The organism is uncultured Lentibacter sp. (assembly GCF_937123735.1).
Classification (GTDB): domain Bacteria; phylum Pseudomonadota; class Alphaproteobacteria; order Rhodobacterales; family Rhodobacteraceae; genus Lentibacter.
Genome location: NZ_CAKZKL010000016.1, coordinates 31,331 through 55,642 on the forward strand (window position 1 = coordinate 31,331; position 24,312 = coordinate 55,642).

The window sequence follows — 24,312 nt, forward strand, 5'->3', positions numbered from 1 at the left end:
TCAATACTCCTGATTGAGCGCATCCGCGGCAGGGATCTGGCGTTCACGACGCGCGATATAATCCAGCAATGCCTCGTCTACCGCCGTATCCAGCTTGGGCTCCTCATATTCATCAAGCATCGCCCGCGCCTTTCTCAGAGCACGCTCTGTGATCTCGACGCTGCCTTCGGCCTGCCACTGCTCAATGGAGTTGTTGTCAAACATATCAGGCATGAAAAAGGCCTTCTGAAAATGCTCAAGCGTGTGTGGGTGGCCCAGATAATGCCCTCCCGGCCCGACATCAGGCACGGCCGCAAGGGCGGCCTCAAAGTCATCCCACCGGATGCCTTCGGCCATGCGATAACCCATCTCGCACATCTCTGCATCCACAATGAATTTGGCCATCGAGCAATGCATCCCGGCTTCATTCCAACCCGCCGAATGCCATATGTAATTGGCCCCTGCCATCAGCACAGCATTCATGGTCATCGCGCTTTCATATCCGGCTTGCGCGTCAAAGGTCTTGGCGCCGCCCAAAGTGTTCGACGTGCGCCAAGGCACCCCGTAAAAGCGTGCCATTTGGCCAATCATGAAATTCATGAGGCTGATCTCGGGTGTGCCCGCCATGGGCGCACCGGATTTCATACTGACCGTGCTCAAGTAATGTCCATAAATTGCCGGACACCCCTTACGAACAACCTGCGTGTAAGCCAGCGCACTCAGCGCCTCGGCATTCAGCTGTGCGACAGTTGCCGGCACGGATGCCGGGGTATTGGCCCCGCCCAACACAAAAGGTGAGCACAAAACGGGCTGATTGCGTTTACAAAAAGCGCGCAAGGCACCAAGCATGGTTTCATCCCAGACAAGCGGCGAGTTTCCGTTGCAATTGCCCGTTACGACGGGGTGGCTGTCAATAAATTCATCCCCGAACAGAAGCGCCGCCATCTCGATCACATCTTCCGCGTTTTTCGGGCTGGTTGTCATTCCCATGAACGTCTTGTCCGAATGCTTCATCGACGAGTAGGTGATCCGCAGATGGCGCTGGCTAATGGGATGGTCATAGGGTTCAACGATATGATGCGCCGAAGAATGGATCGCTGGGAGCATATGGCTCAACTTGTGAAAATCCGCCAGATCCTTCAGCGTGGGGTTGCGGCGCTGGTCGTCCAGCCCTCTCAAGAAAGGTGCTCCCGTCATCGGCACAAATAGTCCGTGGTCCTGGCCAAATGGCAGGTTATTGGCCGGGTTGCGCGCATGATAGGTAAAACTCTCCGGAATCGTCGCAACCAGCTCGCGCACAAGATCCCGGCCCAGATACACCTGCTCGCCCACAACCTTGGCTCCGGCTCGAGCCCAGTCTTGCAGGGCAATAGGATCCCGAAACTGGACACCCACGTTTTCGAGAATATTCATAGACGCCGCATCAATTTTTTCTATCTGCTCAGGCGTCATTGGCTCGACAAGCGGCAGCTTTCTCTTGAGCGCGGGTAACATCTTCACGTCACGGGTCTGGCGCAGTGCCTTGCGCGCACCGCGACCACGCCGCTGCGTTCCAACAGCTTCAACACTCATGTCAGGTTGTCTCCGTCTGCTGGATCACTCAGATCTATCCAGATGGTTTTCACTTCGATATATTGGTCATGCGCATGTAGCCCGTTGTCGCGTCCGCCAAAACCAGACTGTTTATAGCCGCCAAAGGGCGTTGCTATATTGCCTTCCCCATAGCAGTTGAGCGTGACAGTTCCCGCACGAATGTCGCGCGCGGCACGGATGGCGCGCCGCCCCCCTGCGGAAAACACCGCGGCAGCCAGCCCATAATCAGTCTCATTTGCAAGCTGCACCGCTTCATCATTACTCGCCACCGAGATCACACTCAGGACAGGCCCAAAAATCTCTTCGCGCGCACGGATATCATCCGCCGTGACCTCAATCACAGTCGGCGCAATAAAGGGCCCCTGAGCGCCATCATCAAGATAGCGGCGCACCTTGGCGCAATGGTTTTGATCAATCAACGCCCCAATATGATTGGCCGGATCAAGGGGGTCGCCCACCTTCCAGTCCCGCAGCCTCGCCTTGATCTTTTCAAGAAGCTCAGCCTTGACCGCCGAATGCACAATCAGCCGCGATGTAGCAGAGCAGTTCTGACCCGCATTCCAAAAGGCGGCATTGACCACATGTTCGGCCACATGATCCAGGTTTTCTGCATCGTCAAAAACCACAGCAGGGTTCTTGCCTCCGCATTCAAGGACAACCTTCTTGAGGTTGCTGTCTGCGGCATAATGCAAAAAACGCCGGCCCGTTTGGGTCGAGCCGGTGAAGCTGACCATATCCACCCCCATGTGCCGGCCCAGCGGCTCCCCCACCGATGGGCCGTCTCCGGGCAAAACCTGCAAAACACCGCGCGGCAAACCTGCCTCATGGGCCAACTCTGCCACACGCAGAGCTGTCAAGCTGGTCTGTTCGGCAGGCTTCACGATTACCGAACACCCCGCCGCCAAGGCCGGACCAATTTTCCAAGCCAGCATCATCAACGGGAAATTCCACGGCAATACAGCCGCCACAACACCAACGGGTTCGCGCACAATCACCGCCAGTGCCCCGTCTCCGGTGGGCGCTGTCTGGTCATAAATTTTGTCGGTGGCCTCAGCGTGCCACTTGATGCAATGGATCGTTTCGGGGAGATCAACGAGCTCGCAATCCCGGATCGGCTTGCCTGATTCAAGGCTCTCCATCACGGCAAGTTCGCGACGGTTGCGGGTGAGCAGTTTGCACAGCCGAATCAAAACATCCTTGCGCGCCTCCGGATCGCGTTTTGACCATTGCCCCTGCTCAAAAGCCTCGCGCGCCTTGTCTACCGCAAAATCCACGTCCTCGGCGTTTGCTGTTGAAATCTGTGTGAGTTCCTCTCCGGTTGCAGGGTTCAAAGTGGCCATGAGAGGGCCGCGTCCGGGCTGATACTTGCCGTCCATAAATGGGCTGCGTGGCAGTGTGAGAGCTGCGGCAATTGCTTTGTATTCGGCTTGGGTCAGCAGGTCAGTCATCTTGTCGCCCCCGTAATGTTGGAAATAGCTGTGTTCATGGTGCGGATCACTTCCGCAAGCTCACGCTTGTCGTCCTTGTTCAAAGGTTGCAGTGGCTTGCGTGGCGGCCCCGCCTCGATACCGCGCAGGGTCAGCCCGTATTTGATAGATTGGACAAACTTGCCCCCCTGCTCCAAAACACGCATCAAAGGGAGCATGGCCGACATGATCGCACGGCCCTTGGTGAAATCACCCTCCAGCACGCAAGCTTCATACAGCGCAATATGGGCTTCCGGAGCAAAGTTTGACCCCGCACAGACCCAACTCCGCGCACCCCAGGCAAAAAACTCCAAGGCTTGATCGTCCATGCCACAGCTGAGCCGGATATGCGGATAATCACGGGCCAACATGTGCAGCCGGTTGATATCGCCCGAGCTTTCCTTGATGCCGCAAAAATTGGGAGACCGTCCCAGCCGGTCAAGACACTCCTCATCCATATTCACCGACATGCGGCCGGGATAGTTGTAAAGCATCACCGGCAGGTTCGCAGCTCTGTCCACAGCCAAGGCATGGAGCGCAATCTCGCGCCCTGTCGGATAGGCATAGGGCGGCGTCGCCACCAAAAGAGCGTCAGCCCCAGCCGCTTTGGCCGCCTCTGCATACAGAACGCTGTCCTCTGTCCGGATCGCACCCGTGCCAACCACCATGGGCACCCGCCCCTTGATCAGACCTGCGCAGATCCGCATCATCTCGAGGCGCTCCTCAGGGCTTTGCGCATAGTATTCACCCGTTGACCCAGCCACAACAAGTCCATGCACACCAGCCGAAATGAGGTGCTCAACAGTTTCGGCCAATGCGGCTTCGTTGAGCGAAAAATTCGCATGATACGGCGTGACGAGCGGGGTATAGATACCTTCAAAGTGCATTGCGGCGTTCCTTGAGAGAAATAACATCAACAGGCAAAGGATCCGGGCGCACAAAGCGCTCCATCCGGTCACGGCTGAGATCCCAGTGTTGCAATGTGAGATCTATCGCCAGAGCCCCTTCTCGCGCCTCCAGAGCAGCAATCATCGCGTCATGTTGTTCGATCGCCTTCATCACAAGCAACCTTTCAGCGGGCGCGGCCGGGCGATAGAAAGTTTGGCTCATCCGCGTATGATCAATCTGCAACCGCGCGAGCGAGGCCAAAAGATAGACATTTTGCGCCATTTCCCCGATCACCGCATGAAACCTGTGGTTGGCCAAAGCAGACTGCGCCGCATTTGAAGACCGCGCAGCCCTCGCGAAATCCAGCTGAGCCAACTTCAGCGCATCAAGCTGTGCAGCGCTGCGGTTTTCACAGGCCAGCTGGGCAATATTTGCGTAAATCATCGGCGCGGTTTGAAAAAACATACGCAAAACAGCGATGTCCATGGAGGCCACTTTCGCTCCCCGGTTTTCGCTCATCACCACATAGCCTTCCCCCTGAAGCCTTTGGAGAACCTCCCGCAGCGGTGTGCGTGACATTTGATAGTGCTCCGAAAGGCGCGCCTCATCTAGGTCGAGGCCGGGCTCAAGCTCTGTTGACAAAATGCGCCTGCGCAAATCTTCAAGACAGTCTGATTTTGAAAGGCGTGTCATAGGCTCTCCATAAATTGTATACAACATGTATACCAAAATGGCGTTCCGTCAAGGCCGATCATGAACGCGCCCTCAACGCCCCACAGCCAGCAAAACGCTGTCTTTTTGCGCACGATGGTCTTTATCTTCTTTCGCAAGGGCCCCAGACCCTATAGGCAACGCTATCTTCGTTGCTTCGGGGGCTGTCATGGCGCAAAAATCCACCATCTATAAAGTCGAGCTCGCCGTGTCTGATATGGATCGACACTACTATGAAACCCATAAGCTGACTGTGGCCAAACATCCTTCAGAAACAGATGAACGGCTGATGGTGCGGCTGCTCGCTTTTGCGCTCAATGCCGCCGAGCGCCTGGAAATGACAAAAGGGCTCTCAACAGATGATGAGCCCGACATCTGGCAAAAAAGCCTGAGTGACGAGCTGGAGCTTTGGGTCACCTTGGGGCTTCCCAGCGAAAAGATTGTTCGTCAGTCTTGCGGTAAGGCGCAGGAGGTGAAAATCTACAGTTATGGTGGCAAAACAGCCGAGATTTGGTGGGAAAAGCTGAAAAACACCACGACACGCTTTGACAACCTCCATGTTGTAAATTTTTCTGAGCAAACCACCCACGATCTTGGTCAGCTCGCCAATCGCTCCATGCAGCTGCAAGTCAACATTCAAGACGGCGACGTGATGATCAGCGCAGACGACGCCATTGTTTATGTATCCCCGGAGACTTGGAAATAGCCACGCTAGGGCACACGGTTGCAGCAGGTTTACTGGCCACATCAGAACCCGCAACCTGCTCCCACCGGTTGCTGCTATCAAAAAATTCGATACGCCCATGAAAACTATTCGTTTCCACGCTCAAAACCCATCTCCTAACGTCTTTCTCAACGCCCTTTTCAGCAGAGAGAAAAAGAGTGACAGGAAAAACAGCGCAAACCCGCTTGGCGGCTGATATTGGCGGGACATTTACCGACATCGTGCTGGATACGCCCCACGGGCTCTTCACTGCCAAGGTTCCCACCAACACCGGCCAGCCCGAATTGGGGGTTCTCGCAGGCGTTGAGGTTGTCTTGCAGGACGCCGCGATCAAGCCTGAGGATATTGATATATTCGTCCATGGCACGACCCTCGCCACAAACGCGTTGATCGAGCGCAAGGGCGTGAAAACAGCCCTGATAACGACGGAAGGTTTCCGCGACAGCTTGGAAATCGCCTATGAAAGCCGATACGACCAGTTTGATCTGATGATCGAAAAACCCGCGCAGCTCATACCGCGCAACCTGCGCTTCACTGTCAAGGAGCGTGTGAATGTGCGGGGCGAAACCTTGATCGAACTGGATGAAGCAGCGCTTTCACCCCTCTATGAAAAGCTTGAAGCAGAGGGTGTTTGCGCAATCGCCGTGGGTTTTTTGCATTCCTATGCGAACCCAGCCCACGAACGACGCGTCCGCGACATCCTGCGCGCGCTCGGCTGCAAGGCGGAAATTACACTTTCAAGCGATGTTTGCCCAGAGGTCCGCGAATACGAGCGCCTTATGACCACCGCCTGTAATGCCTATGTCCAGCCCATTATGGCCCGATACTTACGGGCTCTGGCCGGAGCCTTCCAGAACAGGGGGTTTGGGTGCCCGATATTTCTGATGACCTCCGGTGGCGGTATGACGACACTGGAAAGCGCTATCAAATATCCAATCCGGCTGGTTGAATCCGGCCCCAGCGGCGGCGCAATCTTGGCGGCGCGTATTGCCCAGCAACTGAACGAACCAAAGGTCTTGTCCTTCGATATGGGCGGCACAACGGCAAAGATATCATTGATAGAAGATTACAGCCCCAAAACCGCCCGAAACTTTGAAATTGCCCGCTCCGCTCGCTTCCAAAAAGGCAGCGGGATGCCGGTGCGTATTCCTGTGATCGAAATGATCGAAATTGGCGCAGGCGGCGGCTCTATCGCCCATGTTGATCAAGTAGGGCGCCTAAACATCGGGCCAGAAAGTGCCGGCGCGATGCCCGGCGCTGCCTGCTACAGCAAAGGCGGCACAAAGCCTACCGTTACAGATGCCAACCTGCTGCTCGGGCGTATCGACCCTGACGCCTTTGCCGAGGGCAAAATGCCACTCGATGTCACGGCCGCCCAAGAAGCTGTCGCGCAAGACATCGGTGCCACTCTGAACGTCTCTACCGCAGACGCCGCCTTTGGAATTACCGAAATGGTCGAGGAAAACATGGCCAATGCCGCGCGCATTCATAGTGTTGAGCATGGCGTTGACCTGTCAAAATTCAGCTTGATTGCCTTTGGCGGAGGTGGCCCGCTTCATGCGATCCGGCTGGCTGAAAAACTGGGCATAAAACGCGTCATCGTGCCCGCAAACTCAAGCGTTGGCTCGGCATTGGGCTTCTTGAGCGCACCAATTTCTTACGAAATGGTGCAAAGCCACTATACAACGCTGGTTGATTTCAACCTCACCGCCGTCAATGCCGTGATCGACAGCATTTCACAGCAGGCCCATACCATTGTTCAAGCGGGGGCACAGGACGCGAAGCTGCATGAAACGCGCACGGCATACATGCGCTATATCGGGCAGGGCCATGAGATCCAGGTGCCCATCCCCGCGCGCGCGCTCACATCTTCCGACATCACCGCACTCAAAGAAACTTATGACAGCTGCTACCGCCAGCTTTATGGCCGCACAATTCCTGAGCGAGATATAGAAATTTTGTCATGGTCGGTCGTTGTCTCAACCGTTGTTGAACCCCCGACAAGCAGCGCAAAGGCTACGAGCACATCTTCCGCTGTATCCTCAGGAGAACGGGCCGTCTTTATACCGGAACACACGGCCTTCCTGCCAGTGCCACGGTATTGGCGGCCAGACCTGAACGCCGGCGATGTCCTCAAGGGGCCGTTGGTCGTGGAAGAACCGCAAACCACAACTTTTGTCACAGCCGGCTTTTGCGGACAGCTGGACGGGAACATGAATCTGATACTGGACAGGACCGCAACATGACCCAGCAGACCCTCAGCGTTATAGAGCTGCAAATCCTCTGGAACAGACTAATAGCCATCGTGGAAGAGCAGGCGCAAACACTTATGCGCACGGCCTTCAACCCGATTGTGCGCGAGTCCGGAGATCTATCGGCTGGCCTGTTTGATCTGAAGGGCCGCATGATTGCCCAAGCGGTCACAGGCACCCCGGGCCATGTGAATACCATGGCAAATTCCGTGCGTTTCTTTCTCGAGAAATACCCGCTTGAAGACATGCACCCCGAAGACATCTACCTCACAAACGACCCCTGGAAAGCCGCCGGTCACCTCAACGATTTCATGTTGGTGCGCCCCTGCTTTCATCAGGGCGTGCTGGTCGGGTTCACCTCATGCACCAGCCACCTTGCCGACCTGGGCGGCCTGGGGTTTGGCCCTGATGGATCGGATGTTCTGGACGAGGGCTTGTTTGTACCCATCTTTAAGTTGGTAGATGCCGGCCGTCTGGACGAAACCTTCATGACAATCCTCAAGAGCAACAGCCGTGTTCCTGTTGAAGTCGAAGGCGACACCTACGCGCTGATTGCCTGCGTTGAGCGCGGCAGCACCCGCCTCTCTGAATGTATGGCCGACATAGCGCTCACCGAGCTCGACCAAATCGCTGACTATATTATCAACACATCCCGCGAACGGACACGCGACTTGATCAATGCCCTACCCAAAGGCACATATCACTACGACATGCGTGTTGACGGCTATGACACCCCACTCGACCTTATGGCCACAATGACCATCGCCGAAGGTGAGGTGGTGGTTGATTTTTCAGGCTCGTCAGGCCGCTCTGCCAAAGGAATCAATTGCCCGCTGAACTATGCCAGCGCTTACGCTTGCTTTGCCCTGAAATGTGCCCTGGCTCCCGATATTCCAAACAATGAAGGTGCCCTCGCCCCCTTGGTGATCAAGGCCCCCGAAAACAGCATCGTAAACGCCCAATACCCGGCTCCCGTGGCCATGCGGCATGTGGTGGGTCAACTGCTTCCCGATGTGATTTTCGGATGCCTTCACCAAGCAGTCCCCGGCCTTGTTCCTGCGGAAGGGACGTGCTGTCTTTGGGATCTGCCCATGCGCGGGGGATACGCGGCACAGGACGACCCCAGCAAAACCAAATTCGCAACCGAACTGGTTCACAACGGCGGCACGGGCGCGCGGCCGGGCAAGGATGGCTTATCGGCAACCGCCTTCCCCAGCGGTGTCATGGGCTCGCTCGTGGAGATAACAGAGAGTGTTTCGCCCCTGATCATCTGGCGGCGTGAGTATCGCCAAGATTCCGCAGGCGCCGGTGCGTTCCGGGGAGGCTTGGGCCAAGTCTTGGAAATCTCGAGCAGCGAGAATGCCCCGATCTCTCTTTTCGCAGCGCTCGACAGGGTGAACCACGCCCCGCGCGGCCGTGCGGGCGGCAAAAACGGCAAAGCCGGTGCGCTCATACTCAGCAATGGCACTGAGTTACGCCCCAAAGGCGAGCAAGTTATCCCGGCGGGTGAACGCCTCACTGTGCTGACACCGGGTGGCGCAGGCTATGGAGACCCTGCCACCCGAGACCCTGGAAAAATAGCCCAAGACCTCGACTTCGGCCTCATTAGCCCAGAGGCTGCGGCAGCAGATTACGGCGCAACCGTTGGGGCAACCCACCCAAAGAACGAGGATCAAACGAGATGACAAAACGCGCGCCCGAAACGCTCGCGGCAACGGCCCTTGGCTGGATTGACTCACAAACCGATGCCATGGCTGCGCCTTTGCGCCCCTCGACGTCATTCCTGCGCGACCCGACCGATCTGGGCCGCACCGGGCGCATGTTTACACGCGATGACAACCCCACATTCGCGCAACCAGAAGCGCTGATCAATGCTTTGGAAGGCGGCGCTGGCTGTCTGCTCTTTGGTTCGGGGATGGCGGCAATCATCTCTGTTTTTCAGAGGCTTTCCCCCGGAGACCATGTGGTCCTGCCCAAGCTTCTCTATTCGGGGTTACGCGACTGGATAAACATCCACGGCCTGCGCTGGGGCCTCACAGCAACCTATGTTGACACCTGCACCCCCACCTGCCTGCAAGCCGCGATCATCCCGGGGAAAACAAAGCTGATCTGGCTGGAAACTCCAAGCAATCCAACATGGTCAATCACCGACATTGCAGCCGCCTGCGCCTGCGCACATGCGGCTGGTGCGCTCGTTGCGATAGACAACACCGTGGCCACGCCCATCTTGACGCGCCCAATCGAACATGGGGCAGATATTGTCCTGCACTCTTGCTCCAAATACCTGAATGGACATGGCGATCTGATAGGCGGCGCAGTTGTGGTGGCAAAGGGGCATGACGCCCTGCTGAGTGATTTGCAAAAAATCCGGAATGAATACGGCGCGGTCTTGGGCAGCTTTGAAGCCTGGTTGCTGCTGCGCGGGATGCGCACTCTTGCCTTGCGTGTCAAAGCTGCTTCCGAAACGGCGCTGAAAGTCGCGCGCGCCTTGGAGAACACCCCCCTCGTGCAAGAGGTGCTCTACCCCGGGTTGGAGAGCCACCCTGATCACCCCATCGCCGCTCGTCAGATGCACGGCGGCTTTGGCGGTATGCTCTCTTTTCGCGTCAAGGGTGGTGAGGTTGCGGCCAAAGAAGTTGCCAGCAAGGTTCAGGTCTTCCGGCAAGCCATCTCCTTTGGCAGCACAGAATCTGTCATCGAGCACCGTGCTGGAATGGAAAAACCCGACTCTCCGACGCCCAGAGATATGTTGCGCGTCTCCATCGGATTGGAGCACAGCGATGATCTGATCGCAGATTTGCACCAGGCGCTGGCCGCCGTAGAGCAAGAATTGGCCCGGACCGACAAGAATGTCTGACACACTCAACTTTTCCCCCCGATCAAAGCGCATTGGCCTGATCGTTCCGTCTTCCAACACAAATCTTGAGCCGGATTGTCAGCTGCTCTGTCCCCCAGGCCTCACGCTACACTTCGCGCGCAGCGGTGGGTATGATGTAAAAGCCATCCCGGATTCCAGCGAAATGCGCAAATTCGTGCGCCAATCTCTGGAACAAAACTGTCGAGATCTCATGGATGCGCGCGTTGATCTGGTGGCCTATGGCTGCACCTCGGCGACCCTCTCCGATGGTCCTGCCTTTGATGCCGCCTTTTGCGCAAATCTGTGCGAAATGACAGGACGCCCCGCCGTAACGACAGCTGGCGCGCTTGTGGAGGCCATCCACCAGATCGGCGCAAAAAAAGTGGCTTTCACATCGCCCTATGTCACAGCCCTCAGCCAAGAGTCTGTCAGTTTCCTCGCCGAGAGCGGCATACAAGTGGTGAATGAGCTTTGCTTTGAGCGCGCCTTGAGCAGCCTTCAGCAAAATGCGCTGACCCCGCAAGATGCCTATGACATGGCCCTGAAAGCAGACCACAAAGACGCAGAGGCCGTTGTTATCTCCTGCACGGATTACCGCGCCCTTGAGGCCGTGCCCGCGCTAGAAGCCCGACTGGGCAAACCGGTGATCACCAGCAATCAGGCGCTGATGTTTGCCTGCCTCAAACGCCTCAACCTTCTAGACGCCACCCTTTCCGCCGGGGGGCGCCTGTTTGCCAGCGCGGCACCCAAAGGATGAGCCCCTCCGAGCGCATGGAAGCTCTGGGCCTGTTCTTGCCCCCCACGCCTACCCCTGCGGCGCATTATGTGCCGTGGGTCACAACCCAAAAAACAGTCTATGCAGCCGGCCAAACCCCAAAAGAAGGCACGGTTCTCAAATATGCTGGACAGCTGGGCACTGAGCTCACGGCAGATCAGGGATACGCCGCCGCGCGCCTGTGTGCACTGCGTTTGCTCAGTGTCCTGAAAGCTGCTGCCGGTGATCTTGAAAACATCGAGCGCATTTTGAAAGTAACCGTCTTTGTCAATGCCGCCGCAGACTTCTCGGAGCATTCACGCGTTGCTGACGGCGCATCAGAGGTGTTCAACGGCGTGCTGGGTGCGGCCGGGAGCCATGCACGCTCCACGGTTGGTGCCCCTGCCTTGCCGGGCAATGCCGCCGTCGAAATCGAATTGATTGCCCGGATCTCCTAAATAGCGGATGGTCGTTTCATCTGCTCATTGTTCGGTTGCAACCCCTCATGAATATTGACGCCATCAACACGTTTTTGCTCTTGTCAGAGACTGGGAATTTCAGCCGTGTGGCTGAAAAATCCAACCTCACACAATCCACGGTCAGCGCACGCATCAGGGTGCTGGAAGAAACTCTCAATGTAAAACTGTTTGATCGCAGCTCTTCCGGGGTTGTGCTCACCGAGGCAGGACAGAAGTTTTACAAATACGCCGCCGCAATGCGCCAGAACTGGCAGCAGGGCCGGCAGGAAATGGCACGGTCTGCCAGCCCCAAGCAAACGATCGGCCTTGGGTTGCACATGACAATGTGGCGGCGCTTTATGCCGGCTTGGTTGCTCTGGATGGAAAGCAACCACCCCCGTTTTGGCCTTCATGTCGAGGCCGATTATTCCGAACGCCTCGTCGATTATATTTCGCAAGGTGTCCTTGATCTTGCCATCACTCACATGCCCACCGGTCTTCCTGGCCTTGTCGTTGAACCCTTCATGGAAGATGGGCTGGTAATGGTGTCGCGCCGCGCCATAGATTTTGCGGCCTGCAACCCAAAGAACTACATCTTTATTGACTGGAGTTATGGCTATCGCGAAGAACATCAGGAAAAACTTCCCGAATTTGCAAGTGCAACCATCAATATTGGCTATGGCGCGATGGCCTTGGATTACCTGCGTGCGAGTGACTGCTATGCCTATATGCCCCAGGCTTATGTCGCCGAGGACCTTGCGGTGGGGCGGCTACATGTTGTTCAAGACGCTCCAGTTCTGAACCGCCCCTCCTATCTCGTCCATTCAAAGCATCCGAACCATCCGGAGGCGCTTGCAGCGGCGATTGCCGGGCTGCGGGCCTCACAAGCCAGTGTCACAAGTCATAAGCCCCGCGACACCGCCATGTGACCCCATATGCTGCTAGTTTTATGTGATCCAATCTTCCCCATAGAGCGGTATCACCCAAAACAGCCATGCAACCTGCGTTGCGAAGGGCCGCCTGCGGAGGGAAAAAGATGCAGCAGACATCGCCAAACAAAACGGGGTGTTTTGCGCTCAAACTCCAGCTCATTTCAAAGACTGTGAACCCACATGCCTTTTGATCCGACAAGAGAAGCAGGCCTTGCCCGTCTGAACTGTTTTGTATCCAAAGCCGGGAAAGCCTATCAGGACGGCCGCAATTATGATGTCAGCCCAGAAGGCATTGGCGCCGTTTCGCAGCTCTCCCCCTGGCTGCGGCATCGGCTGATCAGCGAAACCGAAGTCCTACGCGCGGTGCTGAACCACCATAGCAAGCGCGAAGCGGAGGTGTTCGTTCAGGAAGTTTTCTGGCGTGGTTACTTCAAAGGCTGGCTAGAACAACACCCCAGTGTCTGGAAGCATTACAAGGCCGCCGTCGCACAAACGACCGCCCACAACAGCAAAGCCTACCGCACCGCAGTTGCTGGGCAAACGGGCATTGAGTGCTTTGATCATTGGTGCGCCGCCCTCAAGAACGACGGCTATCTGCACAATCACGCACGCATGTGGTTCGCTTCCATTTGGATATTCACCCTGCGCCTGCCATGGGAGTTGGGGGCCGCCTTCTTTTTGAAACACCTGCAAGATGCAGACCCTGCGTCCAATACGCTGGGCTGGCGCTGGGTCGCTGGGTTACACACGAAGGGCAAAACCTATCTGGCCACAGCAGACAACATCGCCAAGTTCACGCAGGGCCGCTTCAACCCGGTCGGCGGGCTCGCGCAGGCGGCGCCACCTCTTGAGGAGTTGGAGTTGCACGCCACCGTGCCTTTCTCCGCGCCACAAGCCGAGCCCGAAAAACCCCACCTGTTGGTGATCACGGAAGAAGACTGCCTCGCCGGAGACACGCTTTCCCCCAGTTGCCTTGGTATTTTGGGTATCCTGTCCCCAGAAGCCTCGCGCTTTGCACAGGGCGCGCTGCGCGATACGCTGGCCCGCCACGGCGGTCAGCTCTATCAAGGCCATAACTGGAGCGCAGCGATCGAGACGGCAGCGCAACAGGCCAAGACCAAGCACATTCTCACCGCCCATATACCTGTGGGCCCTGTGGCCGATGGCTTTGCGCATACAAGAAAAGCCCTAACGGCAAAAGGATATGAGATTTCTCACAAAATAAGAGCCTATGACAGCTTGCTCTGGCCCCATGCCACAAAAGGATTTTTCAAACTTAAAAAACAAATCCCAACCCTTCTTGAGGTTTTGGATCTTGGCTAATCGCAAGTCAGCACGCACCCTCAGCGCCGCAGAGCTGAGCGACGTCATAGAAATGGCGCTCAGCGATCATACCCGCTTTGATCAGATCAAAGCGCTCTACGGCCTGTCAGAACCAGACGTGAAAGCGCTCATGCGCAACAGCCTGCGTCGGGGCAGTTATGTGGCCTGGCGCAAACGCGTGCAGCAGTTTTCCCAGCGCCGCGCGCATTATAAATAGGGCACAACATGATGGCCCCGCCGCATATCGTTTGGTTCAAACGTGATCTGCGCTTGCAAGATCATGCCCCTCTTTGGAACGCAGCCGCAGAAGGCGCGCCAGTCATTCCGCTGTATATTGTCGAGCCGGGCTACTGGGCCCAGCCTTTCGCGTCTCAGCGGCATTGGGCTTTTATCCACGACTGCCTGAGCGACCTCAATCATGGCCTGCACAGGCTTGGCCAACCCTTGGTCATAAGAGTTGGCGAGGCTTGCGAAGTTGTCAAATCGCTTCATCAAGAGCTGGGGGTGTCCACTCTCTGGGCCCATGAAGAAACAGCCGATCTCTGGACCTATGAGCGCGACAAAAAAATGCGCCGTATGTGCCGTGAACGCGGCATTGCGGTGTGCGAATATCCCTCCAACGGCGTGGTGAGGCGGCTTGACAGCCGTGACAACTGGAGCGCCATTCGCAACCGGCGCATGGCGGAGAGTCTGATCGCAAAACCCGAGCAGCTCACGGCTGCCCCCAAGGTTCAGAGCGCACCATTGCCCGCCAAAGATCACCCGATGTTCGGCCCCCCTTTACCGGGCCTTGCCCAAAAGGGCGGCCGGCGCGCCGCAATAGAAGAACTGCGCAGCTTCCTGGAAGAGCGCTCTGCCAACTACCTGCGCCATATCTCGGCGCCCGGACCTTCCGAGCACAGCTGCTCGCGGCTGTCGGCCCATCTGGCATGGGGCACCCTCTCGGCCCGCGAGGTGGTGCAGGCCCTCAAGCGGCGCAAAGACCAGCTCAGCCCCCTCGACAAACCCCGCTTCGGGCGCAACCTGAGCGCCTTCGGGGCAAGGCTCGCCTGGCGATGCCACTTTATCCAGAAGCTCGAAGACCAGCCCAGCCTTGAAACCAGCTGTATGCACCCCGCCTTTGAAGGGCTCCGCGAAAGTGAGCACAGCGAAACACGCTTTGAGGCCTGGAAAACGGGCCAAACCGGGGTGCCCTTCATAGATGCCTGTATGCGCAGCCTCATCCATCGGGGCTGGATCACTTTCCGAATGCGGGCCATGCTCGTCAGCTTTGCCAGCTACCAGCTCTGGCTGGACTGGCGCAAAACGGCCCCCTACCTCGCCGGATTGTTCACCGACTACGAACCCGGCATCCATTACAGCCAGTTTCAAATGCAATCAGGTGTCACGGGGATAAACGCGATCCGCGTTTACAATCCGGTTAAACAAGGGCTGGACCAAGACCCGGATGGCCGTTTCACCGCAACTTGGGTTCCAGAGCTTCGTGCATTGCGTGGCCCACAGATCCATACACCTTGGCAGCTCGCAAGCACACTCTTTGAGCCGCTTCAAACCCAGCAAGGCTCTCCTTATCCTGCGCCGATCGTTCACCTGGAAAACGCGGCGCGGCAAGCCAAAGAGCGCATTGCAGCTGTGCGCAAAAGTGCGGCCTTTGGCAGTGCGCAAACCGCGGTCTATCAAAAACACGGCAGCCGAAAGCGCCGCTCCAAAGCCAAACAAGCGCCAGATCAAAAAGACCAGCTTGACCTCTTTTAAACCGCGCCGGCACCCTCTTCTGGGCACCCGGCAAGAGCTTGCAGAATCCAGTCGCAAAATTCGGCAGCAACCGGGGTGCTCGGATCATGCCAGAGATAATAGCCCTCCTTGCTGGGCAGCACCGCCTCATGCGCCCGCACCAGCACACCCGTCTGCAAAGCCGGCTGCGCCAGCACCTCACTCACCAGGGCCACACCATGCCCCTGAACTGCAAAATTGAGCGCTGCACCGTAGTTGTCGACAAATATCCGTGGCGCTACATCAAGCCCCACCGCCGTGCCCCAAGCTGCCCAGCCATCAGATATCCCCACCGATTCAATCAACGGCAATTCTTCGAGAGGCCCCAAAAGCTGCGGCGCTTTCAACGCCACCAAACCGCTAGGCTCAAGAAGACGCCCCCCGGCGCCCACCTGCTTTTGCGAGCCAAACCGGATTTCAACATTCGCACGCACACGATACGCCTCATCAGGCCAAATCGTGCTCAAGAACCGCAGCCGAATATCAGGATGGTGGGCCAAAAACCCACCCAGCAAGGGCGAAAGAACCCATTGTGTCACACTCACCGACGCGGCAACCGTAAGAATATTGCGTTTGGGCAATTGGTCAAAGGCGCGCGCGGCCTGTGTGAGGGTTTCCAGTGCAGAGCCTACCTGCGGCAACAGCTTGCGCCCGTCATCGGTCAGGGTCAGTCCGCGTGGACGGCGCACAAACAATGCCGTGCCCAAAGAGGTTTCCAGCGCCTTCACATGCTGGCTCACAGCCGATTGTGTCATCCCGATTTCTTCAGCAGCGGCCGTGAAACTCAACCGGCGCGCAGCAGCTTCAAAAGCACGAAACCATGCCAGCGGCGGCAATGCTTTGGCCATGGGCAAGCTCTCCATAAGTAATGCTAATACCTAAGCCTTGCCATCATTCGTTTGTCAAACAGATGTGAGCGAACCAAGAGTCAGGAACACGCGACAAGGAAATGGAAATGCGCCCGGAAATTCGCAAACTGGTTACCTATGACGAAGAAATCTTGATCGAGGGCTTTCGCCCGGCCACGCCGCCCTGGCGCTGCTTTGCGGTTGCCGCCGTCTTGCGCAACCCCTGGGCAGGGCGCTATGTCGAAGATCTTAAACCTGAAATTCACGCCTTTGGCCCGGAGCTCGGCGCGCTTCTTACCGAGCGCATGATCACGCTCGCAGGCTCAGGTGCCGCCATCGAGGCCTATGGCAAAGCCGCTGTTGTCGGGCTCAACGGCGAGATAGAACACGCATCAGGCCTCATTCACACCCTGCGCTTTGGCAACCATTTCCGCGAAGCGGTTGGCGCCAAATCCTATCTTGCCTTCACCAACACCCGTGGTGGCGCCAACGCGCCACTGATGGTGCCTTTGATGGACAAGAACGATGCCGGCCGCCGCTCCCACTATCTGACCATTCAGTTCGCTATCCCGGATGCCCCGCGCGATGACGAAATCGTCGTGGTCCTCGGAGCATCAACAGGTGGGCGGCCCCACCACCGTATTGGCGACAGATATCAGGATTTGAAGGACTTGGGCCATGACCTGGACAACCCGGCCGCGGTCTGAGCTGAGCGGCCTCGCCGCCATCACGGTAGGCAAAGGACCGAGGGTCTTGTTGCTGCACGGAGTGGGCCTGAGAGCCGAGAGCTGGGGCGCACAGCTGGAAAGCATCCGTGCAGCCCATCATGTGATCGCGCCGGATCTGCCCGGCCATGGCCACAGCCCCGCACTCGGCAACTCCCAGCCCGATCTGGCTGACTACACCACAACCCTGGCCAAGCTGTTGAGTTCACCAACCATCGTGATCGGCCATTCCTTTGGCGCGTTGCTGGCACTGACCCTTGCTGCGCACCACCCTGAGAAAGTGAGCAGTGTTGTGGCTCTTAATGCCATCTTTCGGCGCAGCCCCGCAGCCAAAACTGCTGTTCAGACGCGCTTGGCCAGTTTGCAAGAGACTGCAACCAGCGACCCCACAGACACGCTCACACGTTGGTTTGGCACCCAAGACAGCGCTGCCCGGCGCGCCTGTCACACCTGGCTCATGCAGGCCAACCCACGGGGCTACAAAGCTGCCTATTCTGTCTTTGCCCATGAAGACGGGCCGAGCGACAGCACTCTGCACAGAGTGCGCTGCCCCGCATTCTTTGTCACAGGCTCAGAAGAACCCAATTCAACCCCGACCATGTCACACCAGATGGCCCAGATGGTGCCACAGGGCGAAGCCGTGGTTATCGCCGGAGCCGCCCATATGATGCCCATGACCCACGCAACCGCGCTTGACCCTGTTTTGCACCGCGCGCTCAAAGCGGGGCTGTGCCAATGACCTCCCTTGATCCACGAGAGCTGCGCCGCGCCTTTGGCAGCTTCATGACAGGTGTGACCGTTGTCACGGCCCTGCGCGCAGATGGCAGCCCCGTGGGCTTCACCGCCAACTCTTTTACCTCGGTCTCGCTGGAGCCGCCCTTGGTGTTGGTCTGCCCGGGCAAGTTCTTGTCAAGCTTTGATGCCTTCACCGAGTGCCGGCATTTCGCAATCAACATCCTCGCAGAGGGCCAGGAAGCGGTGTCCAACACCTTTGCCAGCTTCAAGGGCGACCGCTTCGCCCAGATAGAGCATAGCCCCGATGCACAGGGTGTGCCGCTCATTCACGGGGTCGCAGCCTCGTTTTCCTGCCGCACCGAGCGGGTTATACCTGCGGGCGATCATGCCATCCTCATGGGCGAAGTAACCGATTTCGCTCATGCCCAAACAGCCGGTCTCGGATATGTCAGCGGACAATACTTCAGCCTCGGGCTGGAACGCGCCGCGTTTGAAGATCCGCATGGCCCCGCCATTTGCGGGGCAATTGTCGAAGATGGCGACCATGTCTTGATGGTGCAGACGAACGCGGGCCTGCACCCGCCTCAATGCGCTCACAAAGATCGGGGCCGCCTGATCGAAGATCTCCAAGAAACGCTGGCTCAAAACGGCATAGAAGCCGAGCTCGGACAGGCATATTCTGTCTTTGAAAGCCACAAGCCACGCGCCCAGCACAGTTATTTCCTTGCAAGTGGTCGCTTGCGTGAATCAGGCAACAACATTCGGCGCATTCCCATTTCCCGGTTGCCTGAGCAGCAGTTCAGCAGCCCGGCCATCGCCCGCATGATGACCCGTTTCGCACTGGAATCTCAAACCCGTGTTTTCGGACTCTATCTCGGAACCACGGAAGACGGCAGCATTCACGACCCTATGAAGAGGACATAGCGCATGGAGTTTTCTCTGTTTGCCCACATGGAGCGGATCACCCCGCAGCAAGACCAGCAGGAGCTGCGCAACGAGTTGATCACGCTTGCAAAAATAGCCGATGACGGCGGAATGCGCGCCATCTGGACAGGCGAACATCACGGGATGGATTTTACCATTGCGCCGAACCCGTTTCTCAGCCTCGTCGACTTGAGCTATCACACCAAGAACCTGCGCCTGGGCACAGGAACGGTGATTGCCCCTTTCTGGCATCCGATTGCCCTCGCGGGCGAAGCCGCCGCCGCCGACCTGATCACCGGGGGGCGCATTGAACTTGGCATTGCAAGGGGTGCCTATTCCTACGAATACGAGCGTATCATGCCCGGCCTGGATGCCTGGGATGCCGGCCAGCGCATGCGAGAAAGCGCGCCACTTCTGCGCCAGCTCTGGTCCGGTGATTGCGCCCATGAAGGGCAGTTCTACCAATTTCCAAGCACCACATCCGCGCCCAAACCGGTGCAGCCGGACGGCCCTCCGATCTGGATCGCAGCACGCGATATCAACAGCCACCAATTCGGGATAGAAAACGGTTTTAACATCCAGGTCACACCCCTCTGGCAGGGGATCACGGAGATCGAAAGCTTGATGGAAAAATTCAATCAAGCTTGCGCCGCCCACGCCGGACCGCGGCCCAAGATCATGCTTTTGCACCACACCTATGTCGGCAGCTCGGCCGAGGATGTGGCGCAGGCCGCAAGCGAGCTGTCAAAATTCTATTGCTATTTCGGCGCATGGTTTCAGAACAACCGCCCGGTGCGCCAGGGGCTCATTGAAGCGCTCAGCGAAGAGGAAATGGCCGCCAATACACTGATGTCGCCCGAAAACATGCTGCGCGACCTCACGCTTGGCACCAAGCAAGAGGTCATTGACCAAATCAAACGCTATGAAGATCTGGGCTATGACGAATACGCCTTCTGGATCGACAGCGGTATGAGCGCCGAGCGCAAACGCGCCTCGCTTTCCCGCTTCATTGACGATGTTATGCCAGCCTTCACATGAGGACAGCCATGCCCCAACGCCCCCATTTCCAACTCTATATCGATGGCGCTTTTTGCGAAGGCCACCGCCGGGAAACCCTGACAAGCCAAAACCCTGCAACAGGCGAGGATTGGGCCAGCTTCGCCGCAGCCGCTCCCGAAGATGTGGACCGGGCCATGATGGCCGCCCGCCGCGCCCTGAATGATCCGGCCTGGCGCGATATGAGCCAGACAGCCCGTGGCAAACTGCTCTACCGGCTGGCAGAGCTGATAGAAGAAAACGCCGCTGATCTTGGCCAACTTGAAACCAACGACAGCGGCAAGCTACTGGCGGAGACGGCCAGCCAAACAGCCTATGTCGGCGATTATTATCGCTACTATGCAGGCCTGGCCGACAAGATCGAAGGAGCCGTCCTGCCCATCGACAAACCAGATCTACATGTGTTCACGCGCCGCGAGCCGATCGGCGTTGTGGTGGCTGTGGTGCCCTGGAACGCCCAGATGTTCCTCACAGCCACAAAGCTCGGCCCCGCGCTGGCAGCCGGTTGCACAGTGGTGCTCAAGGCCTCCGAAATCGCCCCGGTGCCGATGCTGGCTTTCGCCAAGCTGATCGAGCAGGCCGGCTTTCCCGCCGGAGTGGTCTCTGTGCTCACCGGCACAGCAGAAAACTGTGCGATCCCACTGACCCGCCATCCGGACGTAGACAGAATTGCCTTCACCGGCGGGCCACAGACCGCACGTCATGTGGTGCGCAACTCGGCTGAAAACTTCGCTGTCACCTCGTTGGAACTGGGCGGCAAATCACCGATAATTGTTTTTGACGATGCCGATCTGGACGGCGCGGCAAACGGGTTGATCGCCGGAAATTTCGGAGCCTCCGGGCAAAGCTGTGTTGCCGGCTCACGCGGGCTGATCCATCGCCCCATCCTTGAGGCACTGATCGCGAAAATCACCGCCAAAGCCGAACAAATCGTCGTTGGCGACCCTCTTAAAGCCTCCTCCCAGCTTGGTCCGCTCTGCACCCGTGATCAAATTGAAAACATAGTGGCCACATTGGCACGCGCCGAGCAGCAGGGGGCAACACTCCACTTCGGTGGCGCGCCTTTGCCTCAAGCCGGCAATTTTATGGCGCCGACACTGGTCGAATGTGCGAGCCCAGAAACCGAGACCTTGCACATCGAGATGTTTGGGCCGGTGATGTCGCTGCTGGCCTTTGACACGGAAGAAGAGGCCATTGCCCTGGCCAACGCCTCTCCCTTCGGGCTGGGCTCGGGTGTGTTCACCCAGAATCTGGCGCGCGCCCATAGGGTCTCGGCAAAGCTTAAAGCCGGTATCTGCTGGATCAACACCTACCGCGCCATCTCGCCGATTGCCCCTTTCGGAGGCTCCAATCAGTCAGGCTATGGCCGCGAGGCCGGGCTTGACGCCATCCATGACTACACCCGCACAAAAACCACTTGGATCAACACGTCAGACAGCCCCATGGCCAATCCCTTTGTCATGCGCTGAGCGCCCGCTCAAAGGTGATTTTGCCGTTGCAAACGGTCACACAGGCAGCGGCCTGTGTGATCCCGCCGGGCGGCAGCGCCGTCAGCTCATGGCTCATCACGGCCACATCGGCCATCATGCCCACCTTGAGCTGGCCTTTCACATCTTCGCAGAACTCGGCCCAGGCGTTCCCTTTGGTGTAGCTTTCCAGCGTGTCGCTCAGGCTCTGGCTCTGGTCGCGCCAGTGCTCGCCCAGATCAAGCGGCGCAATCGCGGCCTTGATGTTGGGCATCACATCCACAGGAATCACCGGCCAGTCGGTCGAAAAGATCACCTTCGCCCCCGTCTCGCGAATATCCTGCCAGGCATAAGCGCCGGCAATCTGGTGATCATGCAGATATTTCCCCACACCATCCGGCGGGAAGATATGCCCCATCGGCGCATGGCCCGGCTGGATGGAAGCGACAATATCAAGCTCTGCCAGACGCGGGATATCTTCAGGGTGCATCACTTCCAGATGTTCGATCCGGTGGCGGCTGTCCCGCTTTCCGTTGGCCTTTAGCGCCGCCTCATAAGCGTCTATCGTGCGCCGGATACCCGCATCCCCGATCGCATGAATGGCAATCTGAAAGCCAAGGCGGTCGGCCTCTACGCAAGCCGCCACAAGGTGCTCCTGCGTGAACACCTCATCTCCCGTGTTGCCACCTGCCCCCATCTCCCCAGGGTAAGGCTCAAGCATCAGCGCCGTGCCGCTCTCGATCACCCCGTCGATAAACATCTTCACATGTGCGCAACGCACCATATCGCTCTGAAAGCGCGCGCGCATCTCGGGCGCTTCTGCTGCCATCCGCTCCAGAGGGTCTGTCCCCTTGAAGTGAAACGGCACATTGCAGCGGCACAGAAGCCGCCCTTCGGCCTCAAGCTCGCTCAAAAGCTCGAGCTGGTAGGTGTTGCCATCCATCAGATGCAGCCCGGTGATGCCCTGCGCAGCGCAGTGCGCAAGGCCCTTCACGATCACATCCTTGTCCATCTCGCGCTGCGCAGCCGTAGCGGGGGGCACGGGGTCCTTGCCCGTGGTCAGCCCCATCATCTCGCGCCCGCCGTGGCGCGTCAACGCCAAGACAGGGCTATAGGCGCCCGGCTCCAGCAGCTCGCCGCTGGCCAGCCCGTCCGCACCCATAACAATCTCCGAGCCGGCATCCACCTCGCCTCCCTGCAAAAGCCCTGCCGCCTTGAGGGCGGCCGTATTGGCCCAGACGGTGTGGTGATCGGGTGCAAACATCGCCAGCGCGCGGTCGGGCAGGATATAATCAAGATCGTGGCGCGTGGGCGTCTTGCCCGTGCCCAGAATGCCATAGTCACACATCACACAAAAGACGAGCTCCTCCTCGGGGGTCGCCGCCGCATAGGGCCGTATCGCCTCGGCCATCGCCTCGAGCCCATACACCCCATAAAGGCTCAGGCAACTCAGCTCCACAGAGCCACCAAAGAGATGCACATGGCTGTCAATAAACCCCGGCAACACCGTTGCGCCCGCAGCATCAATCATCCGCGTTTCTGGGCCTGCCAGCGGCGTGATAGCGGCAGTGCTGCCAACAGCGGTGATGCGCCCTGCCGATATGGCAAGCGCTTCGGCATTGGGCTGCGCGTCGTCAAATGTCATCAACGCGCCATTGTAGATAATGATGTCAGGGGTCATCTTGCGCTCCGCAAAAGAGAAAAAGGGCCCCGCCGGTATGGCGAGGCCCAAGATGTTTTACTTCTGAAGATCAGTCCAGATCGCAGTGTAAAGCTTGCTCGCCTCAGGCGGGCAGGTCTTGGCCACATAGGCCGCCGCTTTCAGCTCGGCTGGCACGACAATCTCGGGCGCGCTCTTCATATCTTCGGGCATGAAGGCCTCCGAGCCGGCAATGCCATTGGCATAGCGTGCAAAGGAAGAGAGCATAGCCGCGTTTTCGGGGGCCATGATGAAGTTGAGGAAGGTCTTGGCTTCTTCCACATTGCTCGCATCAGCAAGGATCGCCGCGTTGTCCATCCAGACAGGATAGCCCGTCTGCGGATAGCCAAAGGCGATGTCCGCATTCTGCTCACGCGCACGGAACGAAGCCCCGTTCCAGTTTACACCAGCCGCCACATCGCCCTTGGCAAATTTCTCGATCATACCGTAGTCCATCGAGAGCCAGTTCGCTTTTGCAGCCTTGAGCGTGTCGCGCACCTTCATAAGGACTTCTTTGTCCGCGGTGCACTGCTCGCCGCCCACATAGTGAATGGCCATACCCATCACGTCGTTCATTTCCGGCACGACATTGATCTTACCTTTGAGCTCCTCGGGCGGATCAAAAATCAGGGCCGCGCTGTGAATATCGCCGCCATAGATCGAGGTGTTTACCGTCACACCCACTGTGCCCCACTGCCACGGAACCGTGTAGTTGCGGCCGGGATCAAACTCTACATCCACCCACTGCGGGTCCATATGCTTGAAATTTTCCATCTCGTTGGGCTTTGACTCCATAAGCAAGCCCTCCCCCACAAAGATCGGAATGTAGGTGCCCGACGGCACGACGATATCAAAACCGTGGCCACCTGCTTTGATCTTGGCCAAAGCCGTGTCGTTGCTGTCATAATCGGTGATCGTCACTTTGATGCCGGTCTCGGCCTCAAACTTCTCGATCATCTCGGGCGAAGTATAGTTGCCCCAGTTATAAATGTTCAGCGCACCATCCGCATAGGCGGGGCTGGCCAGAACAAGCGCCATGGCTGCAAGTGTCTTTTTCATGTGGTGTCTCCCAGTGGTTAAGTGTTGTTGTTGGGTCCGGTCTTCATTTTGCTGAGCAAGGTAAACATAATCACCATGGTGACAGAGACC

The 24,312-nt window shown here is 57.8% G+C and carries 22 protein-coding genes; 15 read left to right on the forward strand and 7 right to left on the reverse strand.

The window, feature by feature from the left end:
• From Q0478_RS04560 to Q0478_RS04575, 4 genes are read right to left on the reverse strand one after another with little or no spacing between them, the layout of a single operon-like run.
• Nucleotides 1–1,551 (reverse strand): trimethylamine methyltransferase family protein, encoded by a 1,551-nt coding sequence (locus tag Q0478_RS04560; protein ID WP_298676647.1) that lies wholly within the window; start codon nt 1,549–1,551, stop codon nt 1–3.
• A complete protein-coding gene (locus Q0478_RS04565) occupies nt 1,548–3,020 on the reverse strand; it encodes an aldehyde dehydrogenase (RefSeq protein WP_298676649.1) in 1,473 nt (490 codons plus the stop codon). The genes Q0478_RS04560 and Q0478_RS04565 overlap by 4 nt, the downstream gene beginning before the upstream one ends.
• Nucleotides 3,017–3,925, reverse strand: a complete 909-nt coding sequence (locus Q0478_RS04570) for a dihydrodipicolinate synthase family protein (protein ID WP_298676651.1) — start codon at nt 3,923–3,925, stop codon at nt 3,017–3,019. Before Q0478_RS04570 ends, Q0478_RS04565 begins: the two co-directional genes overlap by 4 nt.
• Entirely contained in the window at nt 3,915–4,619 is a 705-nt protein-coding gene (locus Q0478_RS04575) for a GntR family transcriptional regulator (RefSeq protein ID WP_298676652.1), read from the reverse strand. The genes Q0478_RS04570 and Q0478_RS04575 overlap by 11 nt, the downstream gene beginning before the upstream one ends.
• Before the next feature lie 187 nt (nt 4,620–4,806).
• Between Q0478_RS04575 and Q0478_RS04580 the strand changes: the two genes are divergently transcribed.
• From Q0478_RS04580 to Q0478_RS04625, 10 genes are all read left to right on the forward strand, one after another.
• Nucleotides 4,807–5,343, forward strand: a complete 537-nt coding sequence (locus tag Q0478_RS04580; RefSeq protein ID WP_298676653.1) for a YaeQ family protein — start codon at nt 4,807–4,809, stop codon at nt 5,341–5,343.
• A gap of 176 nt (nt 5,344–5,519) precedes the next feature.
• Nucleotides 5,520–7,607, forward strand: a complete 2,088-nt coding sequence (locus Q0478_RS04585; protein ID WP_298676654.1) for a hydantoinase/oxoprolinase family protein — start codon at nt 5,520–5,522, stop codon at nt 7,605–7,607.
• Complete coding sequence (locus Q0478_RS04590) at nt 7,604–9,298, forward strand: hydantoinase B/oxoprolinase family protein (protein WP_298676656.1); 1,695 nt, start codon at nt 7,604–7,606, stop codon at nt 9,296–9,298. The genes Q0478_RS04585 and Q0478_RS04590 overlap by 4 nt, the downstream gene beginning before the upstream one ends.
• A complete protein-coding gene (locus Q0478_RS04595; protein ID WP_298676658.1) occupies nt 9,295–10,470 on the forward strand; it encodes a PLP-dependent aspartate aminotransferase family protein in 1,176 nt (391 codons plus the stop codon). Before Q0478_RS04590 ends, Q0478_RS04595 begins: the two co-directional genes overlap by 4 nt.
• Nucleotides 10,463–11,227 carry an Asp/Glu racemase gene (locus Q0478_RS04600; RefSeq protein ID WP_298676660.1) on the forward strand — a complete coding sequence of 255 codons (765 nt, stop codon included), beginning with the start codon at nt 10,463–10,465 and terminating at the stop codon, nt 11,225–11,227. The genes Q0478_RS04595 and Q0478_RS04600 overlap by 8 nt, the downstream gene beginning before the upstream one ends.
• Nucleotides 11,224–11,682 (forward strand): RidA family protein, encoded by a 459-nt coding sequence (locus tag Q0478_RS04605; RefSeq protein WP_298676662.1) that lies wholly within the window; start codon nt 11,224–11,226, stop codon nt 11,680–11,682. Before Q0478_RS04600 ends, Q0478_RS04605 begins: the two co-directional genes overlap by 4 nt.
• A 47-nt stretch (nt 11,683–11,729) precedes the next feature.
• Nucleotides 11,730–12,611, forward strand: a complete 882-nt coding sequence (locus Q0478_RS04610; RefSeq protein ID WP_298676664.1) for a LysR family transcriptional regulator — start codon at nt 11,730–11,732, stop codon at nt 12,609–12,611.
• A gap of 183 nt (nt 12,612–12,794) precedes the next feature.
• Nucleotides 12,795–13,937 carry an FAD-binding domain-containing protein gene (locus Q0478_RS04615; protein ID WP_298676666.1) on the forward strand — a complete coding sequence of 381 codons (1,143 nt, stop codon included), beginning with the start codon at nt 12,795–12,797 and terminating at the stop codon, nt 13,935–13,937.
• A gap of 52 nt (nt 13,938–13,989) precedes the next feature.
• Nucleotides 13,990–14,154 (forward strand): DUF2805 domain-containing protein, encoded by a 165-nt coding sequence (locus Q0478_RS04620; RefSeq protein ID WP_298676684.1) that lies wholly within the window; start codon nt 13,990–13,992, stop codon nt 14,152–14,154.
• A gap of 8 nt (nt 14,155–14,162) precedes the next feature.
• Complete coding sequence (locus Q0478_RS04625; RefSeq protein ID WP_298676668.1) at nt 14,163–15,692, forward strand: deoxyribodipyrimidine photo-lyase; 1,530 nt, start codon at nt 14,163–14,165, stop codon at nt 15,690–15,692.
• Here the strand turns inward: Q0478_RS04625 and Q0478_RS04630 are convergent.
• Nucleotides 15,689–16,558: a LysR family transcriptional regulator gene (locus tag Q0478_RS04630; RefSeq protein WP_298676670.1), complete on the reverse strand. Its 870-nt coding sequence runs from the start codon at nt 16,556–16,558 to the stop codon at nt 15,689–15,691. The genes Q0478_RS04625 and Q0478_RS04630 overlap by 4 nt on opposite strands.
• A gap of 107 nt (nt 16,559–16,665) precedes the next feature.
• Here Q0478_RS04630 and Q0478_RS04635 point away from each other — a divergent pair, with 107 nt between their 5' ends.
• From Q0478_RS04635 to Q0478_RS04655, 5 genes are read left to right on the forward strand one after another with little or no spacing between them, the layout of a single operon-like run.
• On the forward strand, nt 16,666–17,265 hold the full coding sequence (locus Q0478_RS04635) for an amino acid synthesis family protein (RefSeq protein WP_298676672.1): 600 nt from the start codon (nt 16,666–16,668) through the stop codon (nt 17,263–17,265).
• Entirely contained in the window at nt 17,237–18,022 is a 786-nt protein-coding gene (locus tag Q0478_RS04640; RefSeq protein ID WP_298676674.1) for an alpha/beta hydrolase, read from the forward strand. Before Q0478_RS04635 ends, Q0478_RS04640 begins: the two co-directional genes overlap by 29 nt.
• Nucleotides 18,019–18,942 (forward strand): flavin reductase family protein, encoded by a 924-nt coding sequence (locus Q0478_RS04645; protein ID WP_298676686.1) that lies wholly within the window; start codon nt 18,019–18,021, stop codon nt 18,940–18,942. Before Q0478_RS04640 ends, Q0478_RS04645 begins: the two co-directional genes overlap by 4 nt.
• Before the next feature lie 3 nt (nt 18,943–18,945).
• A complete protein-coding gene (locus Q0478_RS04650; RefSeq protein ID WP_298676676.1) occupies nt 18,946–19,980 on the forward strand; it encodes an LLM class flavin-dependent oxidoreductase in 1,035 nt (344 codons plus the stop codon).
• Between the two features lie 8 nt (nt 19,981–19,988).
• On the forward strand, nt 19,989–21,467 hold the full coding sequence (locus Q0478_RS04655; RefSeq protein WP_298676678.1) for an aldehyde dehydrogenase: 1,479 nt from the start codon (nt 19,989–19,991) through the stop codon (nt 21,465–21,467).
• Here Q0478_RS04655 and Q0478_RS04660 read toward each other — a convergent pair.
• Both Q0478_RS04660 and Q0478_RS04665 read right to left on the reverse strand, forming a co-directional pair.
• A complete protein-coding gene (locus Q0478_RS04660; RefSeq protein ID WP_298676680.1) occupies nt 21,457–23,145 on the reverse strand; it encodes an amidohydrolase in 1,689 nt (562 codons plus the stop codon). The genes Q0478_RS04655 and Q0478_RS04660 overlap by 11 nt on opposite strands.
• A gap of 57 nt (nt 23,146–23,202) precedes the next feature.
• Complete coding sequence (locus Q0478_RS04665; protein WP_298676682.1) at nt 23,203–24,222, reverse strand: extracellular solute-binding protein; 1,020 nt, start codon at nt 24,220–24,222, stop codon at nt 23,203–23,205.
• Nucleotides 24,223–24,312: the final 90 nt, after the last annotated feature.